Annotated in this window: 12 protein-coding genes; 3 read left to right on the top strand and 9 right to left on the bottom strand. The window is 62.1% G+C overall.

Features of this window, described 5'->3' with window-relative positions; genetic code table 11:
* Positions 1-823: 823 nt before the first annotated feature.
* Positions 824-2,410 (bottom strand): amino acid permease, encoded by a 1,587-nt coding sequence (locus CKV91_RS01960; protein WP_021105258.1) that lies wholly within the window; start codon positions 2,408-2,410, stop codon positions 824-826.
* A gap of 900 nt (positions 2,411-3,310) precedes the next feature.
* Between CKV91_RS01960 and ald the strand changes: the two genes are divergently transcribed.
* Positions 3,311-4,426 (top strand): alanine dehydrogenase, encoded by a 1,116-nt coding sequence (gene ald / locus CKV91_RS01955; RefSeq protein WP_021103602.1) that lies wholly within the window; start codon positions 3,311-3,313, stop codon positions 4,424-4,426.
* Positions 4,427-5,422: 996 nt separating this feature from the next.
* On the opposite strand, the gene alr is transcribed toward ald, so the two are convergent.
* The 7 genes from alr to ord form a co-directional block, all read right to left on the bottom strand.
* Positions 5,423-6,637 carry an alanine racemase gene (gene alr, locus CKV91_RS01950; RefSeq protein WP_231933795.1) on the bottom strand — a complete coding sequence of 405 codons (1,215 nt, stop codon included), beginning with the start codon at positions 6,635-6,637 and terminating at the stop codon, positions 5,423-5,425.
* A 45-nt stretch (positions 6,638-6,682) separates the two neighbouring features.
* Positions 6,683-8,221 carry an amino acid permease gene (locus CKV91_RS01945; protein WP_095140926.1) on the bottom strand — a complete coding sequence of 513 codons (1,539 nt, stop codon included), beginning with the start codon at positions 8,219-8,221 and terminating at the stop codon, positions 6,683-6,685.
* Positions 8,222-8,289: 68 nt separating this feature from the next.
* Complete coding sequence (locus CKV91_RS01940) at positions 8,290-9,372, bottom strand: alanine/ornithine racemase family PLP-dependent enzyme (protein ID WP_065860849.1); 1,083 nt, start codon at positions 9,370-9,372, stop codon at positions 8,290-8,292.
* Positions 9,369-10,706 (bottom strand): glutamate mutase L, encoded by a 1,338-nt coding sequence (locus CKV91_RS01935; RefSeq protein WP_065860850.1) that lies wholly within the window; start codon positions 10,704-10,706, stop codon positions 9,369-9,371. The genes CKV91_RS01940 and CKV91_RS01935 overlap by 4 nt, the downstream gene beginning before the upstream one ends.
* 5 nt (positions 10,707-10,711) lie before the next feature.
* Positions 10,712-12,925 carry a D-ornithine 4,5-aminomutase subunit OraE gene (oraE, locus tag CKV91_RS01930; RefSeq protein ID WP_023034619.1) on the bottom strand — a complete coding sequence of 738 codons (2,214 nt, stop codon included), beginning with the start codon at positions 12,923-12,925 and terminating at the stop codon, positions 10,712-10,714.
* Complete coding sequence (gene oraS, locus CKV91_RS01925; protein ID WP_023034618.1) at positions 12,915-13,334, bottom strand: D-ornithine 4,5-aminomutase subunit OraS; 420 nt, start codon at positions 13,332-13,334, stop codon at positions 12,915-12,917. Before oraS ends, oraE begins: the two co-directional genes overlap by 11 nt.
* Positions 13,335-13,548: 214 nt before the next feature.
* Positions 13,549-14,592 carry a 2,4-diaminopentanoate dehydrogenase gene (gene ord / locus CKV91_RS01920; RefSeq protein WP_021103594.1) on the bottom strand — a complete coding sequence of 348 codons (1,044 nt, stop codon included), beginning with the start codon at positions 14,590-14,592 and terminating at the stop codon, positions 13,549-13,551.
* A gap of 281 nt (positions 14,593-14,873) precedes the next feature.
* On the opposite strand from ord, the gene CKV91_RS01915 reads away from it, so the two are divergent.
* Entirely contained in the window at positions 14,874-15,878 is a 1,005-nt protein-coding gene (locus CKV91_RS01915) for an Lrp/AsnC family transcriptional regulator (protein ID WP_065860868.1), read from the top strand.
* A 43-nt stretch (positions 15,879-15,921) separates the two neighbouring features.
* Here CKV91_RS01915 and CKV91_RS01910 read toward each other — a convergent pair whose 3' ends face one another.
* Complete coding sequence (locus tag CKV91_RS01910) at positions 15,922-18,117, bottom strand: 6-phosphofructokinase (protein ID WP_231933823.1); 2,196 nt, start codon at positions 18,115-18,117, stop codon at positions 15,922-15,924.
* A 1,119-nt stretch (positions 18,118-19,236) separates the two neighbouring features.
* Here CKV91_RS01910 and CKV91_RS01905 point away from each other — a divergent pair.
* Complete coding sequence (locus CKV91_RS01905; RefSeq protein ID WP_036957134.1) at positions 19,237-19,620, top strand: hypothetical protein; 384 nt, start codon at positions 19,237-19,239, stop codon at positions 19,618-19,620.
* Positions 19,621-19,982 lie beyond the last annotated feature (362 nt).

Raw genomic sequence — 19,982 nt, 5'->3', positions numbered from 1 at the left:
ACGTTTTTGTCACGGCGCCAAGCGCTCATTGGTAGCAATTCTGCTTCACTACGAAGGCGAGGCTGGTGGGTGCTGACGAAAGGCCGATCAGTCCTGGGATGACCGTTGGGCGGACTGACGAGTGGTGTTCTCTGAGAGGTTGGTTGTGGCGATGGAGAGCATCCACCCACAACAACTGTTTCCTGACGTGTGGCTCCACTGTGTCCAAAAGTGTCAGCGGAAGGGGCTTCTGTGCACTGGCATGGTGCTGTCCCGTGCGGGTGACATTTTTGGCAGGCAGGCCGGACAGAAGCAGATCACGATTCCAGATGGCGGGGAATCAGTGATGCTTGTGCAGGGGGCGTTGCCGTCACAGGGCGCCAACGTCGAGAAGCCTTGGAGGAGTTCTGACGGGGAGATGACGTTTTTACCGAGACCTGCGATGCAGATTCAGCAGCGGTTGGGTATGCCAGTAGTAACGGTGCTGCTGTGCCCAAGCAGCTGACATTTTTGCCGAGGGAATCCTCTGGGTTCCGAGTGGACTCGTGGGTTGCTGGTGATCGGACGAGACTCTACCTGGGGCCCTTGACCAGATGCCATGACACAGCTGAGCTGCCGGTGGCCGTGCCACCGGCAGCTCAAAAGTGTCACGTGATGGCAGCCCACGCTCAAGACGGTGAGTCCCCCCGGAACAGCTGACGTCAGCCGTAACGGGGTGATCCACCCTCTGACTCATCTGGACGCAGCAGGCCACTGTCTGGAGTGCTTGCTGCCGACTGCTGGTTCAGTGAGCACTGGTCCACTTCGCCGACGTGGTCGTCTTGTGTGATTGACGACTGAGGAGTTACTTCCCATGCCCCTCCCGAATCTCGTCATGGATCTCACCATCAAGGTTTTGTGCCTTGTCAGAGCCCCGACGGTTCTTCTGGGCGGCCTTGTTCGCGTGGTACTCGTCCACGTGCTGACGCACCTTTTCGGCTTCGCGGATCCGTTCGGCGTCGTAGTCGATCGGAACCGCTGTGGATCGGGTCTCACGCAGAGCGCGGTACATGAGTGCCAGGAAGAGCACCCAGACCGGGGCGGCGAGCAGCGCCATGCGGGACTCCTTGTTCATTGCCAGCATGACGACGATGAGGGCGAAGAACACCAGTCCGGCCCACGACATGAACCGCCCTGCGGGCATCTTGAAGTTGGACTCTTCGTGGCGCTCGGGGTACTTGCGCAGGTAGCACAGGTACGACACGAGGATGAGCCCCCACACCGACAGGTACAGCACCGAGGAAACGCCGGCGACAAGGCTGAATGCATCCATCACCGAGTCGGAGAGCATCACGAGGATGATCGACGGTGAGATGCAGAAGGCGGTGAGGATGAGGGCATTGCGCGGGATGTGACGATCGGACAACTTGGCGAACACCGGATGGGCGTTCTTCTCACGTGCCAACCCGTACATGACTCGCGAGGTCGAGAACACACCGGAGTTGGCCGAGGAGGCCGCCGAGGTGAGAACGACGAAGTTGACGATGTGGAAGGCGATGAGCACGCCGATGAAGCTGAACATCTCCACGAACGGCGACTTGTCGGGGTCGATGAGGTCCCATGGCTGCACCGACATGATGACGCCCAGGGCCAGTACGTAGAAGATGATCACACGCGCTGGGATGGAGTTGATGGCTCGAGGCAGGTTGTGCTCCGGGTTGGCAGTCTCAGCGGCAGCGGTACCAGCCATCTCGATGCCCTGGAACGAGAAGATGGCGATCTGGAAGCCAGCCACGAATCCCATGAATCCCGTGGGGAAGAAGCCGCCGCGATCCCACAGGTGGGCGACGCTTGCTGGCGGTGCGCCGGCGACTGGGGGTTGGAAGGAGGTGATGGCCAGGTAGCCGCCGACCAGGATGAGCGCCACGATGGTGACGATCTTGATCATGGCGAACCAGAACTCCATCTCGCCGAAGATCTTCACTGCCACCATGTTGAGTCCGGTGAGCAGGACGACGACGACGAGGGCTGGTATCCACTTGGGCTGGTTGGGGAACCATTCCGCGAGATAGCCGGTGATGGCCGTCGTGTCGGCGATGCCGATGACGACCCAACACATCCAGTAGGTCCAGCCAATGTAGAAGCCGGCCCACGGGCCGATGAGGTCGGTGGCGAAATCTGCGAACGACTTGTAGGCCAGGTTCGACAGCAGCAGCTCGCCCATGGCTCGCATGACGAAGAACAGGAAGAACCCGATGATGAGGTAGACCAGCAGGATCGACGGTCCGGCCAAGCTGATCGTGCGGCCTGATCCGAGGAACAGGCCGGTGCCGATGGCGCCGCCGATGGCAATGAGCTGAAGGTGACGGTTCTCCAGACCCCGGGAGAGCTCAGGTGCGTCCCCGGAGTCGAGCTCCGTGGGGGTTCTCTTCCCCCTTGCGGTAGCCGTCATGGCGGTTGCGTCATGGCGTCTACCGGGATCTGGCCTTGGTGTCGTGTCTGTACTCATGTGACCTCCACGGTGAGATGGACGCGCACTTGTTGTCGCCCGGTTGGGCTGATCCCATCGGATGGGACCAGCATCGCAAGCTTACAAACGCCGATCATCACCAGCTCGTCGTTGAGGTGGCGACAAAGCGGTGGCATGCAGTCGCGATGCTGAGCGCTTGGGCTGGATATTACACGAGCTCATCTGGGTAGCCTCTGGACGCGCGATGTATTTCACTTAGTGAAACGTCATATGAGTCAAACAAATGTGCACGGCATGAAAAGATGTGCAGGTTTCTTTTTATCGCCGTTAGGTCAGGAGATGAGCAAATGAAGGAATTTTGCTGGTGCCGGTCAGATGGGTGGGGCAGTGCCTGTGCTTCAGCCGCGAGGGTGCCCATCTGAGCATGCAATGGACGAAGTCCTCCTGATCCATGACTGGCAAGCGATGCCCCATGTGGTCATGAACCTGCTCTGCTGTCGCAGGTCGTGCGCCACAACTGCTGTGGACAATCTGCGCGGTGCACGGGTGAACTGTTGCAGATCGTCAGCCTGCGTGCTTTCGGCCCATGAGGTTCCCAGCTGGGTTCGGTGTCAGCTGGTACGTGATCCTTGATCAACGGCGGACCAGGGACAGAGTGGTGGTCGCATGTGCTGATTGCGAGAATCATGAGGTCTGGAACTCGCGGTGTGCGGCATCCGTGGTCTGCCCAGTAACGACGATTTCCGCGGCTCCGTGGGGAGGGCGACTTTAAAAAGGTGGGTCCCGACACAACCGTGAACGCGCGTTGTTACAGTAGCAACTGTCGTGAGACCCGCTGACAGTGTTGTTGGCGGTGAATCGTCAAGGAAGAAGGACATTCTCATGAAGGTTGGTATTCCTACCGAGGTCAAGAACAACGAATTCCGCGTTGCTGCAACCCCTGCCGGCGTGAACGCTCTGGTCGGCCACGGCCACGAGGTCCTGGTACAACAGGGCGCCGGTGTTGGTTCAGCGATCAGCGACGATGAATACGCTGCAGTTGGCGCAAAGATTGTGCCGTCAGCTGATGAGGTGTGGGACTCCTCTGAGATGATTCTCAAGGTCAAGGAGCCCATTGCTGAAGAGTACGGACGCATGCATGACGGATTGCTGCTGTTCACGTACCTCCACCTGGCTGCCGATGAGAAGCTGACTCATGAGCTGCTGGATCGCGGCGTCACCTCCATCGCCTACGAGACGGTGGAGATGGACGACCACTCCCTGCCGCTGCTTTCCCCGATGTCGGAGATCGCTGGCCGGCTGTCGACCCAGGTGGGTGCGAACTGCCTGATGCAGCCTGCTGGTGGCAATGGAACGCTGCTGGGTGGTGCCTCTGGCGTTGCTCCTGGAAAGGTCGTCGTCCTCGGTGGTGGTACTGCTGGGCTGTGCGCAGCTCGTGTTGCTGAAGGCATGGGCGCTCGAGTGACGATCTTCGACGTCAACGTGGCACGAATGCGCTACATCGAGGAGACCTTCGGCGGCCGCATCGGAACCGAGTACTCGTCGAGCCTGTCAGTGGGTAAAGCTGTCAAGGACGCCGACCTGGTCATCGGCTCGGTGCTGGTCCCGGGTGCTCGTACGCCGCACCTGGTGAGTGATGAGATGGTCGCTTCGATGAAGCCGGGTTCGGTTCTCGTCGACATCGCCATTGACCAAGGAGGTTGCTTCGAGGGATCCCATGCGACCACCCACGCTGATCCCACATTCCGTGTCCACGACTCGGTGTACTACTGCGTCGCCAACATGCCCGGCGCCGTTCCGCACACCTCGACCTACTCTCTGACCAACTCCACGATGCGTTACTGCACCCTGCTCGCTGACAAGGGCTGGAAAGATGCCTGCGGTATCCGTCCTGAGCTGGGACGTGGACTGACGACCCATGCCGGTCAGCTGTTCAGCGCCCCGGTGGGTGAGGCACTGGGCATTGAGTCCCACTGCTCCTGCGAAGTGCTGGACTGATCACTGATGGCACGATGCGCACCAAGTCAGGGATGATCTGACGTCTGTGTGCTGCTTGGATGCATGAGCTGGGGTCGGGGCTGGGTGCCCCGACCCCAGCTCCGTACTGTCAACTGCGCCAGGGGAGTCGGACCCATGTCACATTTGGGTCCGTGGTTCGAAAGACCTCAAAAACATGCAGTGCCGAATTGTCTACGTATCTCCTTACCCCCCTATGTCCCCGCCTAGCGAGTAGGATTACTCCAACTGTCTGGGTCGAGCGCCTCTTCTGCCTCGTATCCCCCGCCTTTGCCCTTGAACAGGGTCTGATATGGCTCGGTGTCGTGCCCATCCAGCGTGAGATCGGGGCGATTTTCACCCATCGGTGGTGTGACTCCTGGAACAGCTCGAGGTGTGGACGAACATTTTTGTCACGCCACACAGGTGAGAGCCACGAGAGTGCCGGAGCATTCCGGCTGCTGCTGTTTCTCGTCACGGCACAGTGCTGCGCGGTGCTCCCGTCATGCTGAGGGGGCTGGTGGGTTGGTGGAAGATGTTCCTGTGGGGCATGGCGAGTCGTCTGGCCCAACTACGAGTCGTCTGGCCCAGCTGAGGGTCATCCTGGAAAAGAAGTTGTGAGCCTGGTGGCGCGAATATCGCGTACCCGAGTGACACGGGTCGGGAAAGTTTTCAGGTGAGGCCCGCCAGAGGGTTCTACCCATGCCAAGCACGAGGTCCTGAGGGATTGAGCGTTTCCTGCGGAGTGCATGTCCGATGCCGGCTGCGACACCTGCAGGGGGTGGCTGGTCAGGAGGTTGCAGGTGTGTGGATGACTGGCATCTTCGAGTGCGAGGTGCGACGAGTTCGAGTGGTCCACATTGAGCATCTTGTGGGGGCCATCCCGTGACAAGTGATGGGGCTGAGTTCGCAGAAGAACTCGGCCCCATCGTTGCTGTCCTGGTCACGGGTTGTGGTTTGCGCATAGTATTGACTCGAGGGTCCGTGGCACTGGCAATGTCACGACACCCAGCGTCGATCGACTCTCTTGCCTATGTCGCAGGTGATCTCGTAACTGATCGTGTCCAACTGCTCGGCAAGATCGTCGGCAGTAATGGTGTGCCCGGCCTGCTCACCGAGCAGAACCACGTCATCGCCTACCCGTGCCGTGGAACTTGGCCCCAGATCAACCATGAGTTGGTCCATGCAGACTCGTCCAACCACTGGCCGGAACTCACCTCCGATGAGCACCTGGCCGCGATTTGACAGTCGCCGGGAGTACCCGTCGGCGTAGCCCACCGGAATGGTCGCAATGGTCGTGCTGCGTTGGGCAGTCCAAGTGCGTCCGTAGCCCACAGTCTGTCCCGGTTCCACCTGTTTGAGGAACGAGATGTGGCTTGTCCATGACAAGGCCGGCCGCAGCCCCAACGACCCCATGGCGGGATTGGGGTTGTAGCCATAGCTCATGATTCCTGCGCGCACCATGGTTGTGGGGCCCAGGCTCTGGCCAATGATTGCCCCCGAATTGGCCATGTGGACCACCGGTATGTGGCCGCGTCTGGCTTCCACCATCTGCACCGTGTCCACGAAATGGGCGATCTCGGCGGCTGTGAACTCCCGGCCGTCCGGGGCGTCACTGACTGGTAGGTGGGTGAACACTCCCTCCAGCCGTAGATGATCCGCTCGATCCACAGCTGCAACCACGTCGGCAAGGTGTTCTGGTTGCAGACCGATTCGTCCCATCCCGGTGTCGATGGCGACGTGCACGTTCGCGCATCTGCCCATGGCCTGAGCAACCTCGTTGGCCTGACGCACGGTCCGCTCGTCCACGACGGTGAGGCGTACCCCATAGAGGATGGCTGTCTCGAGATTGCCGGGATCTGCCGGGGAGAACTTGAGGATGGGAAGGCGGACACCTGCTTCGACAAGTTCCTGGGCCTCTGCAACCGTGGCCACCCCGAGCCAGTCCGCAGCGCCAGTCTGCTGGACATGACGTGCCACCTGCACGGCGCCGTGGCCGTAGGCATCTCCCTTGACGGCCATGAGCACCTTGCGGTCGCCCACGAGATCACGTACCTGGGCCAGATTGTGGTTGATGGCAGTGAGATCGATGGTGGCCGTGGACGGTGCTGAGCATCGAGGTCGGTGATGGACAGCTGAGCTGAACGTTGCAGCAGCTGATGGCACAGTACGTGCATCAGACTTCGCTTCCACGGCGGACGCCTTCATGGGCATGGTGACTCCTCTCGGGGGCTGGTGGGGTGGTGGACCCATGACGTCTCATGAGTCCAATCCGTCCTCGTGGTGGGGTTGTGCCTCCTCAACTGATGATTTTGTGACAAGCCCATTCTGCTTGGCAGCACGGCGCTTGTGGGCGAAATACATGACGACGATGAGGATGAACCACACCGGTGTGGCCATGACGGCCTTGCGGGTGACCGGATCCAGGCACAGGACAACGAGGCTGAAGAGATAGAACCCCAGCACTGCCCAGGCCATCGGCACCCCACCGGGCATCTTGTAGATCGACTTCTCGTGCAGTTCCGGCCAGCGTTTGCGGTAGACGAGATAACACACCATGATGAGCGACCACGTGAACAGGAACATGAGTGCGGCGACTGTGGTCACGAGGGCGAAGGACTCCATGATGCTGTCGGACATGTACAGGAAGGACACGCCACACAGCAGGATGACGCATGACAGGAGCAGGGCATTCTGCGGCACACGGCGTCTGGAGAGCTTGCCGAAGATCTGGTTGGCCTGCCCGTCGTGAGCCAATCCGTAGAGCATCCGGGAGGTCGAGTATAGACCGGAGTTGTCCGAGGAGGCGGCAGCGGTGAGCAGGACGAAGTTCATGACGCCAGCAGCAGCGGTGAACCCCGCCATGCCGAAGACAGTGACGAAGGGGCTGACGCCCGGCACGACGCTGCGCCACGGAACCACACACATGATGGCAGCCAAGGCCAGCACGTAGAACAGGGCCAGTCGCACCGGGATGGCGTTGATGGCCTTCGGCAGTGTCGTGGTGGGATCCTTCGTCTCGGCGGCAGCAGTACCGACAAGTTCGATCCCCACGAAGGCGAAGAAGGCGATCTGGAATCCGGCGAGGAATCCGTTGATCCCGTTGGGGAAGAATCCGCCGTCATTCCACAGGTTGGAAACCGTTGCCATCTCACCACTGGACGAGACGAACTTCGTGGCGACCAACCAGATGGCCACCAGCAGCAGGATGGCGATGGCCACCAGCTTGATGAGGGCGAACCAGAACTCGGCCTCACCGAAGAACTTCACAGCAATAGCAATGATGTTGAGCAGCAACAGGACGAGCACGAGGACGGTTGCCGGGACCCATCGGGCGATGTTGGGCCACCAGTACTGGGCATATCCGGTGATGGCGGCCATGTCACCCATGGCTGCGACGATCCATGAGAACCAGTACGTCCATCCGGAGATGAACCCGGCCCACGGTCCAAGCATGTCCTCGGCAATGTCGCGGAACGACTTGTACTTGAGGTTCGACAACAGCATCTCGCCCAGGGCCCGCATCATGAAGTACATGAACACGCCGATGACGGTGTAGACGAGGATGATCGATGGGCCAGCAAGATGGATGGTGCTGCTGGAGCCCATGAACATTCCGGTGCCGATGGCTCCGCCGATGGCGATGAGTTGCAGGTGACGATTGCTCAGACCGCGCTGGAGCTCAGGCTCCCCGGGCAAGGCCTCTGGCCGCTGTGATGGTCGCGGTACGCGAGTTGGTCGAGTCAGTCGTGAGGGGCGGTGATGGTCAGGTGTTGATGCAGATGTGGATGTACCCATGGGAACTCCTTTGTTCAGTGGGTGTCCAAAAATGTCGGGGAACTGTCAGAGGAGCAAATACAGTGACCTCACCTCTCGTCTGCTGACGTTTTCCACACGTCAGCGCAGGTACTCGCTGCGAGCAACCCACCGTAGGTGGGGCGCAGCCGGATCTCCGATCCCACTCGCAGAGTGGTGTCGCCGTCGGTGACGTCAATGATCAGATGGTCACTGCTCGCTCCCAGGACGATGTGGCCCGGGTCGACGGGAGTGAGATCCTCGGGGGCGACGTCCTGACGCCCCAAATCACAGATTGCGCGCAACCGCACGCCTCTGTCGACGAATTTCACCGTCTGGCCGAAAGCGTCCTGGCCACGTTCTCCTTGAGGTATTGATGGCTTGCGTTCCAGCTCGACGACCCCGGTGACGAGTTCCACCGTGTCCTGACGTGTTCCCGGCCACGCACTGCGGTCCAGAGTGTTGCGCCCCAGAATTGCAGCCTCGCCGATGCGCAACTGATTGATTTGAGCTGGCATCTGGCCGGAGACCATGAGTGGCAGGTTTGCCGAGTTTCCCCCGGAGATGAGTTCCAGCGGCAGGCCTGTGACGCGACTGGCCTCGTCACGCAGGTTCACGAGCAGTTCCATCTTGTCAGCGGTGGGGATGACCCCTCCGTAACAGGCAAGATTCGTCCCCAGCCCCAGGATGTCGAGTCCCGGCAGATGACTTGTCTGGCTGACGAGGTCGACGACGTGGTCGGGCCACACCCCCTCGCGCAGGTCGCCGACGTCCACCATGATGATGATCCCGTGGCGGGTGCCCACCATCTCGGCGGCCTCCGAAAGAGCCTGCATGGTCACCAGTGACGAGTTGAGCGACGCGTCGGCCACCTGAACGGTGCGTGCGGCAGTACGCGGTGCCGGAGGTCGTAGCAGCAAGGTGGGCAACCCCAGATCAGCGGCTGCGACACGTTCCAGATTGGTCAGACGGGAGTCGGCAACCATGGACACCCCGGTGTTCGGCAGTGCTGCCAGGAGGGCGGGATGGGCCCCCAGAACCTTCGTGACTGCGGCCACCTGCACACCGTGTTCGGTGCACTGTCCGACGATGGCATGCAGGTTCTCGGCGATTCGGTCGGTGTGGATCTCCAGACGTGGGGTGGGACGTATCATCGTGGGTCTCCTGTCTCCTCGTGGACCCAACGTGCGAAGGTCTCACGCACGAGGTCGGGATAGGAACTGGCAATGGTGCCCAGGGCGGAAAACCGGTAATCCCGGTCGATGAGAATGGTGGCGTGAGCATCTGGCATGAGTTGGGTCCCGGCACCGGTGCACATGCGGGCCAGGATGGCGTCCCCACCGGGCACTCGAGTGAGGGCGCCGCCAGTACCGATGACCCAGTGCACGGCGGTGAGATCCTTGCCGCGCACGATCTGGGTCTTGCCGGTCGGGGTGAACAGCTCCACCACGGCTCCGGCGTGCCGACCCATCCCGACCTCGACGGCTCGACGAGTGAGCCACCTGGTCACCTCGGACTCGTCATCGGTGGCAGGAATGGCACGCAGGTTTGACAACCGCTCCTCGTCCTCGCCCTCAGCGGTCATGGCGGCCACGTGCCGGGCATTGACGAACACACCGAGATCTCCCTCGACGGTGCGTTTGGCCCGCGGTTCGGGATCGACAGTGCGACTGGTCCACTCCAAGGTGCCGTCGGTGACGCTGTGCACGTCGGTGGTGGCACCCCCGACGTCGACGACGACGGCGTCGCCCACGGCCTCGGTGAACAATTCTGTCGCCCGAAGCACGGCTCCCGGCGTGGGAAGGATGTCGTGCGTGGAGAGCTGGGCCAAACCGCCCATCCCCGGTGCGGCGGTGATGTGGTTGTTGAAGACGTCCTGGATGACGGCGCGTACTGGGTCGATGCGCAGCACATCAACCTGGGGAAAGACGTTGCTCACACAGGTGAGTGGTTCGCCAGCTTCGGCGAACACCGTCTCGACCCGATGTCTGGCCTGTGCGTTGCCCGCGTAGATCACCGGAACTCCCAGATGGGCCGAGGCGATCAGACGGGCGTTGTCGACGACAATGCGTTTCTCGCCGTGGTCGACGCCGCCGGCCAACAGGACGATGTTGGGACGAGCCTCGCACAGGTCCTCGACGTCGAACTCGTCCATGGGGCCCACCGTCGTGTGCACGACGATGGCCCCGGCCCCCAGGGCTGCCTCACGAGCAGCCCTGGCCGTCATCGAACTCGTCAGACCGTGAACTGTCATCCGCAGTCCTCCGGCCGCCGAGGAGTTGACGAAAATCTCCCCGGCGTCCAAGGCCAGGCCGTACTGATCACGCATCTGCGAGATCGCAGCGTCGGCCCCGATCCGCACGTCACCGGCACTCACCGATGTGGCGGCAAATCCCTGCCCAACATGGTCGAGGTGGTCATTCTCGACTCGGAAGGCATTGGCCTTGGTGATCGTCGAACCGATCTCCAACGTGGTCAGTACGGTCATGACGCTCACATCCCCCGACGAACTCGCATGCCTCGCACGATGGCGTCAAGGACGTCGATACCGTGCGAACCTCGACCGAAGGTGGCGTCCAGGCCGGTCTCGGCTGCCATCTCCCGGCTCACCTGGGTGCCGCCGGCAATGAGGACGGTCTTGTCGCGGATGCCCTTCTCCGTCGCCAGATCGTTGAGCTTGCGCATCATCGTGCGATGGATGTCGTTGTGGCTGATGATCGTCGAGATGAGGATGGCATCGGCACCGGTCTCGATGGCGGCGTCGACCATCTTCTCGATGGGCACCGAGGTGCCCAGGTAGTGGTACTTGACGCCCCACTTCTCGATGCCGCCGTGCTTGATGTCGAGGATTTCGCGCAGCCCCACGCTGTGCTCGTCCTCACCGACGGTGCCGGCGACGACGGTGACGTTGTGCTCCTTGACGAACTCGCGCATCTCATCCTCGGGCAGCAGCTCGATCTTCTCGGGGATCGTGAGTTTCGACGGATCGACGTCGAAGCCGACCTTTCCCTTGACCTCGACGAAGCATCCTTCTGCTGGTTGCAGCACCTGGAGGTTGCAGACCTGGGGATCCTCCAGACCCATCTGACGAGCCATCTCGAGAGCCGCCTCATGGGCGATGTCCTCGCCAGCGGGGATGGTGAACTGCACCAGAACCACGCCGTCACCGGCCCATTCGGCCTCCGGACGCAGCTTCGTGCCGTCCCGGTAGGGGCGGGTGCGCTCCAGACGCACGCCGACGGAGTCGGAGGGGTCCAACTCGTCGATGTAGACGATCTTCTCCGGCACGCACAGGGTGCAGCCGTCAATGAGGTCGCAGGGCTTGTCCAACCCCTCGGGCAGGTTGTTGGTGCCGAAGTGGTCACAGACTGGCGCCAAGTAGTCCGGGTCACGTTCGATGACGGTGCCGGCGGACACGCCGCCCTGACCATCACGGGCGATGCCGTCGTGGTTGCGCTCGGGGAACTCGGCTGAGTCGACGAAGAACCCGTCCTCGACGGCGACGAAGTAGCCACCGACGTGCAGGATCTCGGCCAGGAAACCGATGGCCCTCTCCTTGAGGTCGCGCACCATGCTGCCCAGTGGACCATCCCGTTTGACGGTCACCATCTCCTTGATGCCGTCCAGGGCGGACCAGGTCTGCTTGACGGTCTGCACGCCGCGCACCGAGTTGACGTGCCAGGGCAGGTTGCGGCCTTCGTCGGGGGTGATGGTGCTCTGGATGTCGGCGCTGGTGAGCATCGAGATGAGCGTGTCCACAGTGTGGGTGCGGATCGCCTCGGCGAGGTCGGACTCGATGTAACGGGTGTTCTGCTGGGCGCGCATGCGGTAGTCACTGAACAGGTCACGCAGGGCGACGGCGTAGGGCAGGTCGTACCACAGCTTGGGAGCTGGCGGGGCACTCGGCGGCACGGTGGACAGACCGACGAGGTCCTTGGGCATTCCGACCAGGGCCGAGAACATGCAGTTGAGGCCGTGCTGCACCATGAGCTCGGGCATGACCTTCCACCCGTACCGGGCCGTGGCGTTGGCATTGTGGGCGCCGTCGATCTGGAAGATCCTGGCCCCGGCCATGACCTTCTTCGCCTCACCGGCATCGACATAGCTGCGGTAGGCGTTGATGTTGCGGTACAGCACGTTGTACTGCGGATCCTGGTGGGCACCGTTGACGCCTTCCTCGGCGAACAGGACGGCCACCTCCGGCCCGGCGACACCCGAGACGTATGAGTGGAAGTTGATCGGACGGCCCACCTCGTCCTCGATGAGGTCGCAGACCTTGCGGCTGGCCCGCAGCTCCTTGCGAGTGATCGGCACGCCGCCGATGCCCTCGGGGGTGCCCTCGAGCAGGCCGTCGATGTGACTCTGGCCGGTGGTGCGGATCACCATGATGTGATCGGCACCATTCCAGGCGGACATGCGCATTCGACGCAGGTCGTCCTCGAAATGACCTGAGGCAATCTCGGAGGTGACGACCGGGGCTGGCTGGGGGTCCACACCGCCGAAGTACTTGGCAGCCGGCAATGGCTGACTGTTCCTCAGCGGCGTCGACATGTCCTTGTAGTGGAAGTCGCCCATGTCGACTCCCTCGGCAGGAGTGTTGCGCCAGGTCCAACCCTTGCGGCGAGGGTGGTAGTGCTCGAGATCCTCGAAGATCCTCTCGATGTCAAGTTTCTCGTTGGGGTCGAGAGCGTCGTACTCAGTGCTCATGATGTGCTCCCTGCAGTGCTGTGGCTCGAGCTGACGGCAGCGGGCTGCCGTCGAAGAGCCCATCCAGGACGGTGGGATCGTCGGCGATCCGCTGGGCGGCTGCGCGCAGGTCGATGCCGTCGCGACGGGAAAGGCGCAGCACGGCATGCCCGGCTCCCTTGCCGAGCAGTCCCGCATTGAGCACGTTCTCCACGACGGCGTGGGTCGTCACCGAGTCAATGCCCATGCGCAGCAGTACCGAACGTTCGATGGACGGGGTGGTGTGGGTGCGGGAGAAGTCGACGACCGGAGTCATGACTTCTTCGCACAGCTGCCAGAAACGGGCCTTGAGGGCGTCGTCATCCAAGGTGGCCAGTTCGGCGCGAAGGTCCTCGAAGCGGGCCACGCGCTCCTCATCGGCGGTGGACATCTTGCTCCTTTCAAAAGGGTCTGGTGCACAGCAGTGCCGGCGTTGGCGTTCTGCTGATGTTTTTTGTCACGACGGTCAGGAGATGGTCCCCCCGTGCAGGTGGGGTGAGTTCCTCCCACCTCGCGGTGGCGGGAAGTCACCCAGCCGGATCGTTGGATCCCGGAGGTTTGCGGGCGTTCTCCTGACGCCTTGTTCGTGGTGCGCCGGGGAACCGTCAGCGCCTCTCGTAGGCAGAAGGACCCATGAGTGCGCTCGGTGAAGGCAGGTCGATGACTCGTTTGAGTCCTGGTGTCGCGGCGAAGATGCGTGGAATCGTGTTGACGCAGATACCTGCGGTGGCCTTGCCACCAGCGATCTCGGGCTGGATGCACATGGAGATCTCCGGCACACCACTGATGGTGATGTAATCGCCGGTCTCGGTGCCCTCGGCTCCGGGATCCACCTGCTGGGGGTGGATGAGTCTGATGACCTCCTCGTCGCCGCGGCGGCCCACGGCGGTGTGGTTGCAACCAGCCACTCGTCCGGGTTCGATGACGCGATCGCGGGCCTGACGGGCCACCTTGGCGATGATCGGCTCCACGTGTTGTTCGACGCAGTCCACTCCCAGTCCCAGGGCGTCGCTGATGAGGCGTACCGACTCGGGGAAGCCGACGTGTCCGACGATGGAACCATCGGCAACACCGGCCTCGAACTCCTCCGGAGTGGTGCCGACGCCCTGGGTGCGCAGCACCGTCTCACCGTAGGGGGCAAGGTCGTTGACGCGCCTCGCCTCGACCTTGGTGACCTGCTGGGACCCGGAGGTGAGGGCTACGACAAGGTGGTCCAGGACGAATCCGGGATTGACGCCCACGCCAACGATCGAGACACCGTTGGCCTTGGCCAGGTCGTCGAGTTTCTCGGCGAGTTCGGGGTTCTGGGCCTCTGGTGCCGACATCTCCTCGGCGATGCTCACGACGTTGACGCCGGCCGACAGAATGGTGCTGAGGTCGTCGATCTGGTTCTTGACCCACGAAGTGGTGGCGATGGTGACGACGTCAACCTTGCTCGAGTCGAGGATGGAGCTGGGATCGGTGGTGACCTTCACGTCGAGAGGATCGACGCCGAGCACCTCACCGACGTCCTTGCCGTCCAGAGCAGGGTTGACGTCAATGGCTCCGACGAGCTCCAGTCCTTCCTTGGTGGTGATGAGTTGGGCCATGCCGCGACCCATCGCTCCCAGCCCCCACTGAACGACGCGAATCTTCTTGTTGGAATTCATCTTTCCTCCTGCTGCGGTACTTTCGTCCTGTTGAGGGTCATCGCAGCTGGGTGCGGCGCGGACTCGCGATTCACCTGTGACTACGCTGTCCTGGTCGGCATTACCTGTTGCGTACTCTTGGTTCGTCAACGTTGAGCGAACCATTGGTGAGAGCTTCCCACCGCTGGTGGTGCCGGGGAGGATGTCGCGGTTCTCTTCCCAAAACATCGAGTGAGGATGCACGATGATTCCACGACGAAGTAGCTCTGTTGAAAATGTTCTCAGCCCGGAGAGTGATCGACGTGTACGAACAGCTTGACCGTCATCTGGCCCATCTGGTTCAGATGGATCCGAGGATTTCCTGGGCCAGGGCCGGGCGTCTCCTGGACATCTCACCGACGACGGCAGCCCACAGATGGCAGCGACTGGCCGATGAGGGGCTGGTGTGGGTGACGACGTTCCCCAATCTTGACCGTCACCTCACGGCCATCGTTGAGGTGGACTGCCGAACCGAGTCCCTGCCCAGTGCCATCGCCACCTTGTGTGCCCACTCCATGGTGGTCTCCGTCGATGAGACGACCGGGCGTCGTGACCTCGTTCTCACCATCGTCGCTCCCGATCTGCCCACCCTCTCCGATCTCGTCATCGACTGGATCGGCAGCATTCCCGGGGTGTACAATTCGCGCAGTGCCGTGGTGACTGCGGTGGCGATCGGTACTGAATCATGGCGGGTCAACGGGCTGAACCTCACCGAGGCCGAACGTGCCCAGCCTCATCAAACTCGAGAACTGTGGGCCCTGCCCAATGACGAGCTCGATCAGCAACTCGTGACGCTGCTCGCCAAGGACGGTCGCGCCAGTGCCAGCGATCTGGCACGTCAACTCGATGTGCCCACCAGTACCTTGCATCGACACCTGCAGAAGGTGTTGGCGAGTCGCCAGATCCTCATGCGCTGTGATGTGGTTCCCGGATTGGGCAACTGGACGATGGAGTGCACCTGGATGGCGACCGTGGCCTTCAACCACAAGGTGCGGGTGCTCGAACTGCTCAAACAGCACCCCTCGCTGCGCTCCTGCCTGTGGGTGACGGGAAGCGACAATCTACGGGTCAACTTCCGGGTCCCCCATCATGGTTCCATCGCGAAGATCGAGGCGGAGACTGCCAAGGCCATTCCCGGCCTGGCACCCACCGAGACGATCGTGCATCTACGCAGCCACAAGTCGATGGGCTGGATGCTCGATCGTGCCGGGCGATGCACTGGTAACCTCGTCTGCCCTCCGCTGCTCAAGGAGTCAGTGGAGGCCTGATCATCTTCACGGCCGGTTGCGGCTCCCCACGGATCATCGCCTGTCAGGCAGATTGAGATGGGTTCGGAGGCTGGCGAACCTCGTCGGAAACGGTGTGAGCCACCTTGCGCAGGTGCAACCACCACTGCTCGCGAGGTCGACGCGTGCCGACGTCCACCAGGGATGGCATGAGCAACATGTTGTTCGACTGGATCTCGCCCTCGCTCAGCCCGATGCAGCAGGCGTCGTCCCGACCGGTGGCGAGCAGCTCGTCAAGCAGGTTGAGGGCATGGTAGGAGAACTGTGTGGCGAGCAGCCGGTCGAACGGGGAAGGTGAGCCACCCTGCTGGATGTGCCCCAGAACCACCTGACGCACGTCGTACATGCCGTGGGACTCCTCCTCCAGGACCTTCGCGATGAAGTCGGTGGTGTAGTTCTGCGAGGCTGTCTCGTTGCGCACTGCCAGGAAGATTCGTCGACCGTTGCCGAATGATTCGCGCAGCCAGTGCACGTCGTGGGCGAGATCGTCCAGGCTGATGCCCTCCTCATTGAGGTAGATCCGTTCGGCTCCTGCGGCAATCCCCGACATGAGAGCCAGATAGCCGCAGGTCTTGCCCATCGTCTCCACGACGAAGCAGCGCCGGGACGCGATACCGGACTCCTTGATCTTGTCCATGGCGTCGACGATGACGTTGAGTGCGGTGTCGGCGCCGATGGAGAACTCCGAGCCGGGCAGATTGTTGTCGATCGATGCGGGCAGGCACACCGTCGGAATGTGGAAGGCGGGGTAGCGGTCCCGCTCGGTGGTCATGCAGTGGACGGTGTCGTAGGCGGCGTAGCCACCGACGACGATGAGCCCATCGACCCGAGCGTCCTCCAGGGCTCGGCTGATGGCGTACAGCTCACCGGTGCCGGGCATCTCGCGGCGAGTGCCGAGCTCGGCACCGCCCTCACCGGTCCATCCTTCAACGTCCTCCCAGGTGAGCTCTCCGATGTCTCCCCTGGCCAGGCCGACGAATCCGTTGCGAATGCCCAGCATGGTGTGACCTCGCGAAATTCCCAACCTGGCAAGGGCTTGGGCGGCCGTGTTCATACCGGGGGCTGGTCCGCCGGCATGCATGATGGCGATGCGTTTGGAGTCCGGACCGCCACTGAGCTCGGCGGCGGTGCGGGCTGGCTCGGACAACTCGGTGAAGATGGCGTCCATCTCGGTGAATGAGCTGCCACGCATGGCCATGGCCTCGTCGTAGCGACCCTCCTTGATGAGCACCGGCACCTGCTGGGTGTCGTGCACCGCCGTCATGAGGTCGAGGCGACGGACTCGGTTGCCGCAGGTCCCGATGACTCGACCGGGGGAGTCCGGGGTGGCGGTGAGCAGCTCGTGGACGGCGTGGTACCCCTGCAGGGTCGACGCCCATCGGTCGTAGGCCGATGGTTTGCCGCCACGTTGCACGTGCCCCAGGATCGTCACCCGGGTGTCCTCGCCGAGCCGGTTGGTGAGGACCTCGCGCACGTAGTCGGAGCGGATCGGGTTGCCCTCGCGGTCGGTGGCACCCTCGGCGACGACGACGATCGAGTCGCGTCGGCCAGCCTGTCGCCCCCGACGCAGCTCGGCACACATGCGTTCCTCCCAGCCTGGAGCCGGCGGCATTTCGGGGACCAGCACGTAGTCGGCGCCACCGGCCACCGCAGCCATGAGGGCCAGATATCCGCAGTGACGACCCATGACCTCCACGACGAAGGATCGCTGATGGCTTGCCGCGGTGGAGGAGAGGTCGTCGATTGCCGAGACGATGTGGTGCAGAGCGGTGTCGGCACCGATCGTCATGTCGGAGCCGACGAGGTCGTTGTCGATGGACCCCACCAGCCCAGCAATCATGAGGTTGGGATGCTCCTCGGCGGTCTGCTGGCTGATCTGACCGGAGGCGACGAGTTCATCGAGCAGGCCCGGCCACTCGGTTCGTAGCAGGTTGAGGCCGGTCAGCGACCCGTCCCCGCCGATGACGATGAGCCGATCGATACCGCGCTCCAACAGGTGGTGCACTGCCTTGAGGCGACCGGCGCGCTCCCGCATCTCGGCGCTGCGATAGGTGCCGATGACAGTGCCGCCGCGGTGCAGAATCGAGCCGACGTCGTCCCAGCTCATCTCGCGGATGCCGTCACCGCCGTCGATCATGCCCTGGTACCCCTCCAGGATGGCGAACACCTCAGCGCCTGCTGACAAGGCCGAACGCACCACGGAACGCACGGCAGCATTCATGCCCTGGGCGTCCCCACCGCTGGTGAGAATGCCGATGCGGACTGCGGGGGAAGGGGGAAGGTCAGGGGTCACAGTGTCGCTGTCTGTCACATCTGCCATCTTGCTACGCCCAGGTGGACAGAGCATGTCCAGAAGGCGAAATTCGGCAGGAAGAGGATGTGCAAGCGTTCGCCTGTCCAGGGGAGGAGCACTCAGCGGGATGATTGCAGGGATTCCTCCTGGCGCTGCCCTATGACGTTCTGTTGAGGCTGGCCCCAGCTGGGCAGCTGCTGAGATCGCCGTGTTCTGCGGCCAACTGGATCCAACTCAAAATCCTGCACCGCCAGGGTCTTCGGGCACTACCTGGTGGCGAGCTCACGTGGCGGTGCACGTTTCTGATTCTCGAGACAGGTGCAGGTCCAGCTCTCGGGACACGGCAGAGGACGTGGGTGTCAAAAAGTGTCATGTCGGGAAGATGCAAGGCACATTTGTGGCAGGGGATCGGGGCAGGAGACAAAAGTGCACGGCACGAGGATCGAGCAGCGCGGGGATCAACGGGTAGAAGAGTCAGTGTGGTGTCGATGATCCGGCCGATCGGCGAATGCGTGCGGCGGGATCCGTGGTTTTGCAGTGAGAAAAGTGTCAGTTCTGTTGCGGGAGACACGCCGAAGGCTGAGAGGCCGGACTGAAGATGAAAATGTGCATCGAGCGAGGGGGAGAGTCTGGTGGCCCCATGAGCAACTGGCGATCCTCGTGAACAAAAATGTCAGGTCTGGCTCGCAGGGGGCACACCGATGTCAGAAAGGTGGGGTTGGGTTGGGAGCTGAGGGAGACGCGCTGTGCAAAGCCAGTGTGGTGGTTGGCTTTGGCAGGTATGGGTGGTCAAGCGAGAGCCGTGAGTGACATACGCACATGCTGGTGCACATTTTTGTCAGGCGAGCAGAGGTAAGTGCAATCCGGTGATGGTGGGACGCGCCTGGCGATGATTTTGTCAATGGCTGAAAGGTGCAGTGGTCACCGGGTTAGTCAGTACTGCTGGATGCCCGAATGCAATGGATCGCTGTGGAGCAGCACGCCAACCACGTACCTGATGATGGTGGGAAACTGAGGCTGGTGGTCAGGGTCACCTAGAGTGGGGGCATGAGTAACAGCCCAAGTCCAAGCCCAACCCAAGTACCTTCTGCTCTGCGCTGGTCTGCGTGGATTGCCGTCGTGTCAATCATCGTTCAGACCATCCTCGCTGTGTGCATGCTTGCCGGGATACATCTTGGCGAGGTGCATGAAGGCTTCGGGTACCTCACCTTGGTTTCGAGCATCGTCGCCGCCGTCACAGCTGTGATGTGGAAACGACGTGGTGGACCGGCTGGTGTCATGGGACACGCTCTTGGCATGGCCGTGCTGTTGATCATCCAGTTCGCCCTGGGCGAGGTGGGACACCCAGTCAAGTGGGTGCACGTCGTTCTGGGCTTCGTCATCGTCGTCGGCTTGCTCACCTTGCCGCTGAGTCTCGACAAGAAGAGGTGAAACTCCTTTTTGCCATGTGAGCGGTCTGTGAAATTTCTGGAATCTGTGTCCGGTGACGATTTTCGTCACCGGACACAGTGCTGATCTGATACGTGTGGAAGACTTTTCGCCGGTAGCATGCACACAAAGTGCTGCGGCAGGAGTCCGTCCGTAGTGGTGCTGGCTCCACATCTGTCACTCGGGAACGGGTTGGGGCACAGCTGTGCCAACAGTCTGGCCCTGGCGGGATTTTTCGTCAGGGTTGCGGTGCGGTGAGGAGGGTCGCGGTAGGGGCGGAGGTTTTGTGAGGGGCGAGTGTGTTCGGGCCACCGCCCGATCTCGTTACTGTCTCGGATCACTCACCCCACGGGATCGAACTCCAT

Origin of the sequence: Cutibacterium granulosum, from assembly GCF_900186975.1 — a bacterium.
Lineage (GTDB): Bacteria > Actinomycetota > Actinomycetes > Propionibacteriales > Propionibacteriaceae > Cutibacterium > Cutibacterium granulosum.
This window is presented reverse-complemented; position numbering and strand designations above follow the sequence as displayed.

Excerpts from the sequence above, each read along its gene's own strand:
- CKV91_RS01960 (WP_021105258.1), bottom strand. The coding sequence starts at position 2,410 with ATGACGGCTACCGCAAGGGGGAAGAGAACCCCCACGGAGCTCGACTCC.
- ald (WP_021103602.1), top strand. The coding sequence starts at position 3,311 with ATGAAGGTTGGTATTCCTACCGAGGTCAAGAACAACGAATTCCGCGTT.
- alr (WP_231933795.1), bottom strand. The coding sequence starts at position 6,637 with ATGCCCATGAAGGCGTCCGCCGTGGAAGCGAAGTCTGATGCACGTACT.
- CKV91_RS01945 (WP_095140926.1), bottom strand. The coding sequence starts at position 8,221 with ATGGGTACATCCACATCTGCATCAACACCTGACCATCACCGCCCCTCA.
- CKV91_RS01940 (WP_065860849.1), bottom strand. The coding sequence starts at position 9,372 with ATGATACGTCCCACCCCACGTCTGGAGATCCACACCGACCGAATCGCC.
- CKV91_RS01935 (WP_065860850.1), bottom strand. The coding sequence starts at position 10,706 with ATGACCGTACTGACCACGTTGGAGATCGGTTCGACGATCACCAAGGCC.
- oraE (WP_023034619.1), bottom strand. The coding sequence starts at position 12,925 with ATGAGCACTGAGTACGACGCTCTCGACCCCAACGAGAAACTTGACATC.
- oraS (WP_023034618.1), bottom strand. The coding sequence starts at position 13,334 with ATGTCCACCGCCGATGAGGAGCGCGTGGCCCGCTTCGAGGACCTTCGC.
- ord (WP_021103594.1), bottom strand. The coding sequence starts at position 14,592 with ATGAATTCCAACAAGAAGATTCGCGTCGTTCAGTGGGGGCTGGGAGCG.
- CKV91_RS01910 (WP_231933823.1), bottom strand. The coding sequence starts at position 18,117 with ATGAATGCTGCCGTGCGTTCCGTGGTGCGTTCGGCCTTGTCAGCAGGC.
- CKV91_RS01905 (WP_036957134.1), top strand. The coding sequence starts at position 19,237 with ATGAGTAACAGCCCAAGTCCAAGCCCAACCCAAGTACCTTCTGCTCTG.